At 74.3% G+C, this 6,823-nt stretch carries 5 protein-coding genes; all 5 read left to right on the top strand.

Translation table 11 applies throughout. The features are described 5' to 3' along the window. A partial coding sequence (locus tag CCN33_RS23390) for a prephenate dehydrogenase dimerization domain-containing protein (RefSeq protein WP_107483977.1) occupies positions 1–648 on the top strand: 648 nt, incomplete at its 5' end. Positions 649–819: 171 nt separating this feature from the next. Further along, positions 820–2,505 (top strand): class I adenylate-forming enzyme family protein, encoded by a 1,686-nt coding sequence (locus CCN33_RS23385; protein ID WP_086695478.1) that lies wholly within the window; start codon positions 820–822, stop codon positions 2,503–2,505. Next, positions 2,502–3,152, top strand: coding sequence for a mycothiol-dependent nitroreductase Rv2466c family protein (locus tag CCN33_RS23380; protein ID WP_086695477.1), 651 nt, complete (start codon positions 2,502–2,504; stop codon positions 3,150–3,152). The genes CCN33_RS23385 and CCN33_RS23380 overlap by 4 nt, the downstream gene beginning before the upstream one ends. 14 nt (positions 3,153–3,166) lie before the next feature. Beyond that, positions 3,167–5,881 carry an ATP-grasp domain-containing protein gene (locus CCN33_RS33230; RefSeq protein ID WP_244173913.1) on the top strand — a complete coding sequence of 905 codons (2,715 nt, stop codon included), beginning with the start codon at positions 3,167–3,169 and terminating at the stop codon, positions 5,879–5,881. Further along, positions 5,878–6,823 (top strand): MFS transporter (locus tag CCN33_RS23365; RefSeq protein ID WP_086695476.1); only part of this gene is annotated, 946 nt, incomplete at its 3' end. The genes CCN33_RS33230 and CCN33_RS23365, both read left to right, overlap by 4 nt.

Genomic DNA, 6,823 nt, shown 5'->3' with positions numbered 1-6,823 from the left:
GCGCTCGCCGCGCTGCCCGGCCTGGCCGGTGCGCTGGCGCCGGACGCGGTGCTCGCCGACACGCTGTCCGTGAAGCAGGCCGTCACCCGCGCCGTACGCGAACACGCCCCCGGCGTCCAGGCGGTCGGCCTCAACCCGATGTTCGCGCCCGCGCTCGGCTTCGCCGGCCGTCCGGTCGCCGCCGTGGTGGTCCACGACGGACCCGGCGTCGCATCGGTGCTGGAGCTGATCGAGGGGTGGGGCGCCAGTGTCGTACGCGTCGACGCCGCCGAGCACGACCGGCTCGCCGCCGCCTCCCAGGCGCTCACCCACGCCGCCGTCCTCGGCTTCGGGCTGGCGCTGGCCGGTACGGGGGTGTCCGCCGCCGACCTGCGGCCCGTGGCCCCGCCGCCCGCGACCACGCTGCTCGCCCTGCTGGCCCGGATCGCCTCCGGCACCCCGGAGGTGTACTGGGACGTCCAGCACGCCAACGCCGAGGCCGGGGCGGCCCGCAAGGCGCTGGCCGAGGCGGTGCACCGGGTCGCGGAGACCGTGGAGCACGGCACCGAGGCCGACTTCGCCGCCCTCCTCGGCGAGCTCCGCGCCTACCTGGGCGAGGACCTCGCCCACCACCGCGACACCTGCGCCCGGCTCTTCGCACAGCCCTAGGAGGTGTCCTGCCGATCACGCCGGGCTCGCGGCCCGGTCGACAGGACACCCCCGACGACCTGTTGCCGGAGCACCGCCCGCGACGACAGGTCCGATCCCGTCCGCGGCCCGCGCGGCACCGGCGGCGAAGACCTCGCCGCACCTGCCCGAACCCTGTCCGAGAGGTTGTCCATGACCACGTTCGCCCCGACCGTCCTCACTCCCGAGCAGCGGACCGCGCTCGCCGCCGACCCCGCCATCGGCGGCGGCAACCTGCTGCGGTCCGCGCTGGCCGCCAGCCCGCACCCCGACCTGCCGTTCCTGCGCTCCAGCCGCCCGATACCCGTGCCGTCGGGGGAGGAGCGCGAGGAGTTCAGCCTCGCCGAGTTCGACGCGCTGGCCCAGAGCTGGTCCGCCTGGTACCTCGCCCAGGGCGTGGGTCCCCGCGACCGGGTCGCCGTCTGGTTCGAGGACTCCCTCGCCTACTCCCTGCACTTCTACGCCCTCGCCCAGATCGGCGCGGTCGCCCTGCTGATCAACTCCAACGCCCCGCAGGCCATCGCTACCTCGCTGATCGAGCAGACCACGCCCGTCGGCCTCTACGCCGACCGCGCCCGGCTGGACCGGCTCGGCTCCGCCGTGGCGGACCTCGGCCTGCGCTTCACCGTGTCCGTCGAGGAGCTGCCCGCCCCGCCGGCCGCGCCGCTCCCGGACTCCGCCTACTGGCACCACCACGACGACGACCCGGTGGCGATCCTGCACTCCTCCGGCACCACCGGCCGCCCCAAGCCGACCATCCACACCCACAAGTCCATCGTCTCCGGGCCCAAGTTCCGCCTGGTCGACCACACCGAGCACCCCGGTGCCCTGATGATGACCGCGCTGCCCCAGTCGCACCTGGGCTGCATCGCCTACACCGTGTACGCGGTCCTCGGCGGCACCCCGATCGTCGCCCTCAGCGACCGCAGCGGCCCCGGACTCGCCGCGGCCGTAGGCAAGTACAAGCCCACCTCGGTGATGTCCTTCGCGCACGCCTACGCCGAACTCGCCAACACCGAGCCGGAGCCGGGCGCGCTGGACTCCGTGCAGGCGTGGGTGTCCATCGGGGACGCCGTGCACCAGGCCCACATCACCAAGGTGCTCTCCATGCGCAGTCCCGGCCTGGAGCCCGCGGCCTTCCTGGACCGGCTCGGCACCACGGAGCTGGGCTGGGGCGTGCTGCTCAAGGCCCGCACCTTGGACAGCGAGCGCCACGACCGCTGTGCGGGCAAGCCCGTCGGTGTCGCCGAGGTCGCCATCCTGCGCAAGGACGGCAGCCACGCCGACGACGGCGAGGTCGGCTTCCTCGCCGCCAAGGGCCCCGCCATCACGCCCGGTTACTGGGGCGACTCCGACCTCACCTACCGCTTCAAGCTGTCCGGCTACTGGCTGCCCGGCGACATGGCCTACCGCGACGGCGAGGGCGACTTCTTCCTCGTCGACCGCGCCGCCGACGCCATCGAGACCGAACAGGGCACCGGCTACTCCGTGTTCATGGAGGAGGTCATCCTCAACGACGTCCCCGACACCGGCGACGTCGCCGTGGTCGCCGGGCGCCGCGACGGACGGACCGTGCCGGTCGCCGTCGTCACCGTCGGCCAGTCGGTCGCCGACCCCGACCCGGAGAAGCTGCTCCGCCAGGCCAACGAGGCCCTGCGGGCCGCCGGTCACCCGGTGCTGGGCCTGCTGGAGATCGTCCCGGAAGAGACCGGTCTGCCCGTGGGTGTCACCGGTAAGGTCCTCAAGCGGCAACTGCGCGAGCAGTACGCCGAGCTGACCGCCTACGTCCGTGACCGCGACGGCGCGCTCGTCGCCGTCCACGAGGAGCCCACCGCATGACCGCAGACACGCCCGCCACCGCGCCGGCCTCCGGCGCCGGTACGGACACCGCCAAGGTCGACTTCTACTTCGACCCGGCCTGCCCCTTCGCCTGGATCACCTCCCGCTGGATCCTCGAGGTGCAGCAGCACCGTCAACTGGACCTGAAGTTCAGGCTGATGAGCCTGTACGTCCTCAACGAGGGACGTGAACTGCCCGACTGGTACCGCGAACTGGTCGACAACTCCCTCGCCCTGATCCGGATCGTCACCGCCGCCGCGCACCACCACGGCGACGAGGTACTGCCGGGCCTGTACGAGGAGTTGGGCACCCGCATCCACAACGGCGGCAACAAGGACTACCTGGCGGTCGCCGCCGAGGCCCTGGCCGCCCGCGGCCTGCCGGAGTCGCTGCTGGCCGCCGCCGACACCGACGCCTACGACGAGGAACTGCGCAAGAGCCACCACGAGGGCATGGACCCGGTCGGCGAGGACGTGGGCACGCCCACCATCCACATCGACGGCGTCGCCTTCTTCGGCCCGGTGCTCAACTCCATCCCGCGCGGCGAGGAAGCCGCCCGGATCTTCGACGGAGCCCGCGCGCTGGCCAACTACCCGGACTTCTTCGAGCTGAAGAGGACCCGGACGGGCAGTCTCCGCTTCGACTGAGACACGCCCCGACGGTGACCGGGCCGCCTCCCGCCGACAGCGGAGCGGCCCGGCCGCCGCGCACCATCGACATCGGCAACGACATTCGGGGGGAACGGGAGATGGACGAGCCGCAGCGAAGAGAACAGCGCCCGCCCGCCTTCGTACTGGCGGGATCGTTCCTGGTCGTGTGCCGGTCACCGGCCTACCTGGACGAACTCGCCCGGCGCGGCCTGAAGATCCTCCTCATCACGCCCGCGGGCGCCCGCGACGAGGCGCTGGCCCGCGCGGCCGACCCGTCCCATCCGGCCGCCGGCATCTACGACTTCGCCTTCGTCGACGGCGACCCCGGCCGCGACAACTCCTTCCTCCCCGGCGCGGTGGCAGCCGCCCTGCGCTGGCGCGAGGAGTACGACATCGTCGGGGCCTGCGCGGTGGGCGAGACCCAGGTCGAACCGGTCGGGCTGCTCGCCGACGCCCTCGGCGTACCGGGCCCCGGCCTGCGGGCGAGCCGTGCCTGCCGCAGCAAGTACCTCCAGCGCTGGTACCTGCCCGAGTACAGTCCGGCCGTCGTCGTCGTACCGCCCGGCGAGCGCGACCGGGTCGACGTCGCCTCGCTGGCCTACCCGGTGGTGTTCAAGCCGGCTGGCCGGCACTCGAGTTCCGGGGTGGAGAGCGTCGACGGGCCCGCCCGGCTGCGCGAGCTGCTGGCCGGGCACCCGGCGCACGAGACGGTGCTCGTCGAGGAGAAGGCCGCCGGGCAGGAGTTCTCCGTCGAGTCCCTCGTCCAGGGCGGCCGGATCGTCTTCGCCTCCGTCACCCGCAAGGACACCACCGACACCCACGCGCCCACCTTCGTCGAGCTGTCCCACACCGTGCCAGGCGACCGCCCCGACCACGCCGAGACGCTGCTCACCGCCAACGCGAGCGCCCTCGGCACCCTCGGCTTCCGCGACGGCGTCGCCCACGCCGAGTGGCGGATCGGCGACGGGGGACGGCCCGTCCTCATGGAGGTCGCCGCCCGGCCGCCCGGTGACGGACTGTGCGTGCTGTACGAACTGGCCACCGGCGCCTCGCTGGAGCGGCAGATCATCCGGATCGCCCTCGGTGAGCCCGTCACCTACCCGGCGCCCACCCGCTTCGCCCGCCAGGTCTACCTGGAGCACACCCCCGGCATCCTGCGCGAGGTGGCCGTGGACGGCTTCGGAATCGCGCCCGCCTGGGTCGGGGAACGCGGACTCTGGCCGCACCTCGAACCCGGCCCGCCGGACGCCCCGCCCACCCTGCGCGCGGTCCTCGTCCACCAGGACCGGGGTGCCCGTCTGGGCGAGCTGCACAGCTCCGAGGACCGCGCGGTGTCCTTCCTCATCGACGCGCCGACCGTCGAGGGACTCGACGCCCTGGAGACGGAGGTGCGCGCCGCCATCACCGTCGACACCGGGCCCGAGGCGCTCCCGGATGCGTCCGTCACCCATGTCCTCGTCGGTTACAGCCCGGTCATGCTCGGCAAGCTCGACGGCCTCCTCCCGGTCGGCTCCGTGCTGGTGCTGGAGGAACCCGACGTCATCGAGGCACGCGGGCTCGCCGGGCTCTCCGACCGCCACGCCTGCGTGGCCGCGCTGCTGCCCGCGCCCACCCAGGACGAGGCACACCCCGAACGTCTCGTCCGGGCCGTGCCCCGGCCGCCGCAGGTCCGCGCGGTCGTCCCCGTCGTCGAGTACGGGGTCGTCACGGCCGCCGCGCTCGCCGAGGAGTGGGGGCTGCCCGGCGCGGGCGTCAAGGCGGCCCACCTGCTCCGGGACAAGGGCCTGCTGCGGGCCGCGCTGACCGGCACCGGCACCCTCCAGCCCGACTGGGCGCCCGCCACTGGCCCCGAGACGGTCGCCGCCTTCCGGGCCGCCCACGGCGGTGAAGCCGTCCTCAAGCCCGCCGGCCGCCAGGCCAGCCTCGGCGTCCAGCTCCTCGGCCCCGACGACGACGTCACGGCGGCCTGGGCCCACACCACCACCGCCGACGAGCCGACCCTCCGGGCCCGCCGCCGCGAGCCCGCCCGCTACCTCGTCGAACAGCGGCTGCACGGGCCGGAGGTGAGCGTGGAGGCCGTCGTCCACGAGGGCGTGGTCGGCTTCCTCAACATCACCGCCAAGACCGTGCGGGACTCCCGGCACCCCGTCGAGACCGGCCACACCGTGCCCGCCCCGCTGCCCGAGGACACCGGGACCGAGCTGCGCCGGTCCCTGGTGCGGCTCGCCCAGAGCATCGGCTTCCGCTCCGGCATCCTGCACTCCGAGTGGCTGCTCGCCGGGCCGGACGCCCGCCCGCACCTGATCGAGTGCGCCGGGCGGATGCCGGGCGGCGGCATCACCGTCCTCATCGACGAGGCCTACGGCACGGACATCCTGAGCTGCCTGCTCCGGGTGCTGGAGGGACGCGGGCCGGTGGAGCCCCGGCCCGCCCTGAAGGGCGCCGCCGTACGCTTCCTCACCCCGGCGCCCGGCCGGGTCGCGCGGGTGTCCGGCGCCGAGCGGGCACGGGAGGCGGAGGGGGTGCACACGGTGCACCTCGGCGTCGAACCGGGGACCGCGGTGCGGCCCGTCACCAGTTCGTGGGAGCGCGCCGGGTTCGTCATCGCCACCGCCGAGGAGGGACCGGCCGCCGCGAGGCGGCTCGCCGAGCGGGCGGCCGCGCTGATCGACATCGCCACCGAGCCCGAGGCCGGCCCGGAGTCCGTGCCGGGGGAGGAGGGATGAGCCGCTCCTTCTGGTGCGCCTACGTCCCCGCCACCCCCAACGGCCGTGCCTTCGCGGTCATCTCACTGGTCAACGCGATCGGCACCGGGCTGTACCTGGCCGCGTCGGCGGTGTTCTTCGTCCGCTCGGTGGGACTCACCCCGGCCGAGGTCGGCACCGGCCTCGCCGTCTCGGGCGTCGTCGGCTTCCTCACCACCGTGCCGATCGGCGCGGCGGGGGACCGGTTCGGCGCCCGGCGCACCCTGATCGCCCTCCAGGTGTGGCGGGCCGGCGGCTTCGCGCTGCTGTGCCTGGTGCACGGGCTGGTCGGCTTCACGCTCGTCTCCTGCGCGCTGGCCGCCGCCGAGGCGGCCACCCAGCCGATGACCCAGGCGGTGGCGTCCGCGACCGTGGCGGGCGCCGACCGCACCCGCACCATGGCCATCATCCGCACCGTGCGCAACGCCGGGTTCTCCGTCGGCGCGCTGCTCGCCGCCCCGCTGCTGACCGCCGACAGCGTGTGGCCGTACCGGGCCATCGTGCTGGGCACCGCCGCCGCCTTCGTCCTGTCGGCGCTCATGCTGACCCGGCTCCGGCTCGACGGCGCCGACACCGTCCAGCGCAAGGTGGGCCCGCTGGACGCGGTCCGGCGATTCCGTGACTGGCGGTACGGTCTGCTGACCGTCCTCAACGGCTTCCTGAACCTGCACGTGACGATCCTGTCCGTGGGCCTGCCGCTGTGGGCGCTGAAGGCCACTGAGATGCCCGCCGGGGCGCTGCCCTTCCTGGTGCTGGTCAACACCCTACTGTCGATCGTGCTCCAGGTCCCCGTCGCCCGGATCGCGGAACGCCCGGACGGCGCGGCGCGCTCGCTGCGGCTCGGCGGGCTGGCGCTCACCCTGTGCTGTGCCGCCCTCGCGGTGTCCGGCGCCCCCGACTCGGCCTGGGCGGCGGCCGCCGTTC

Source organism: Streptomyces recifensis (assembly GCF_002154615.1).
In the GTDB taxonomy this organism is placed as follows: Bacteria; Actinomycetota; Actinomycetes; order Streptomycetales; family Streptomycetaceae; genus Streptomyces; species Streptomyces griseoluteus.
The sequence above is the reverse complement of the archived record's forward strand: the minus strand, read 5'-3'. Positions and strand labels throughout refer to the sequence as shown.

Excerpts from the sequence above, each read along its gene's own strand:
- CCN33_RS23385 (WP_086695478.1), top strand. The coding sequence starts at position 820 with ATGACCACGTTCGCCCCGACCGTCCTCACTCCCGAGCAGCGGACCGCG.
- CCN33_RS23380 (WP_086695477.1), top strand. The coding sequence starts at position 2,502 with ATGACCGCAGACACGCCCGCCACCGCGCCGGCCTCCGGCGCCGGTACG.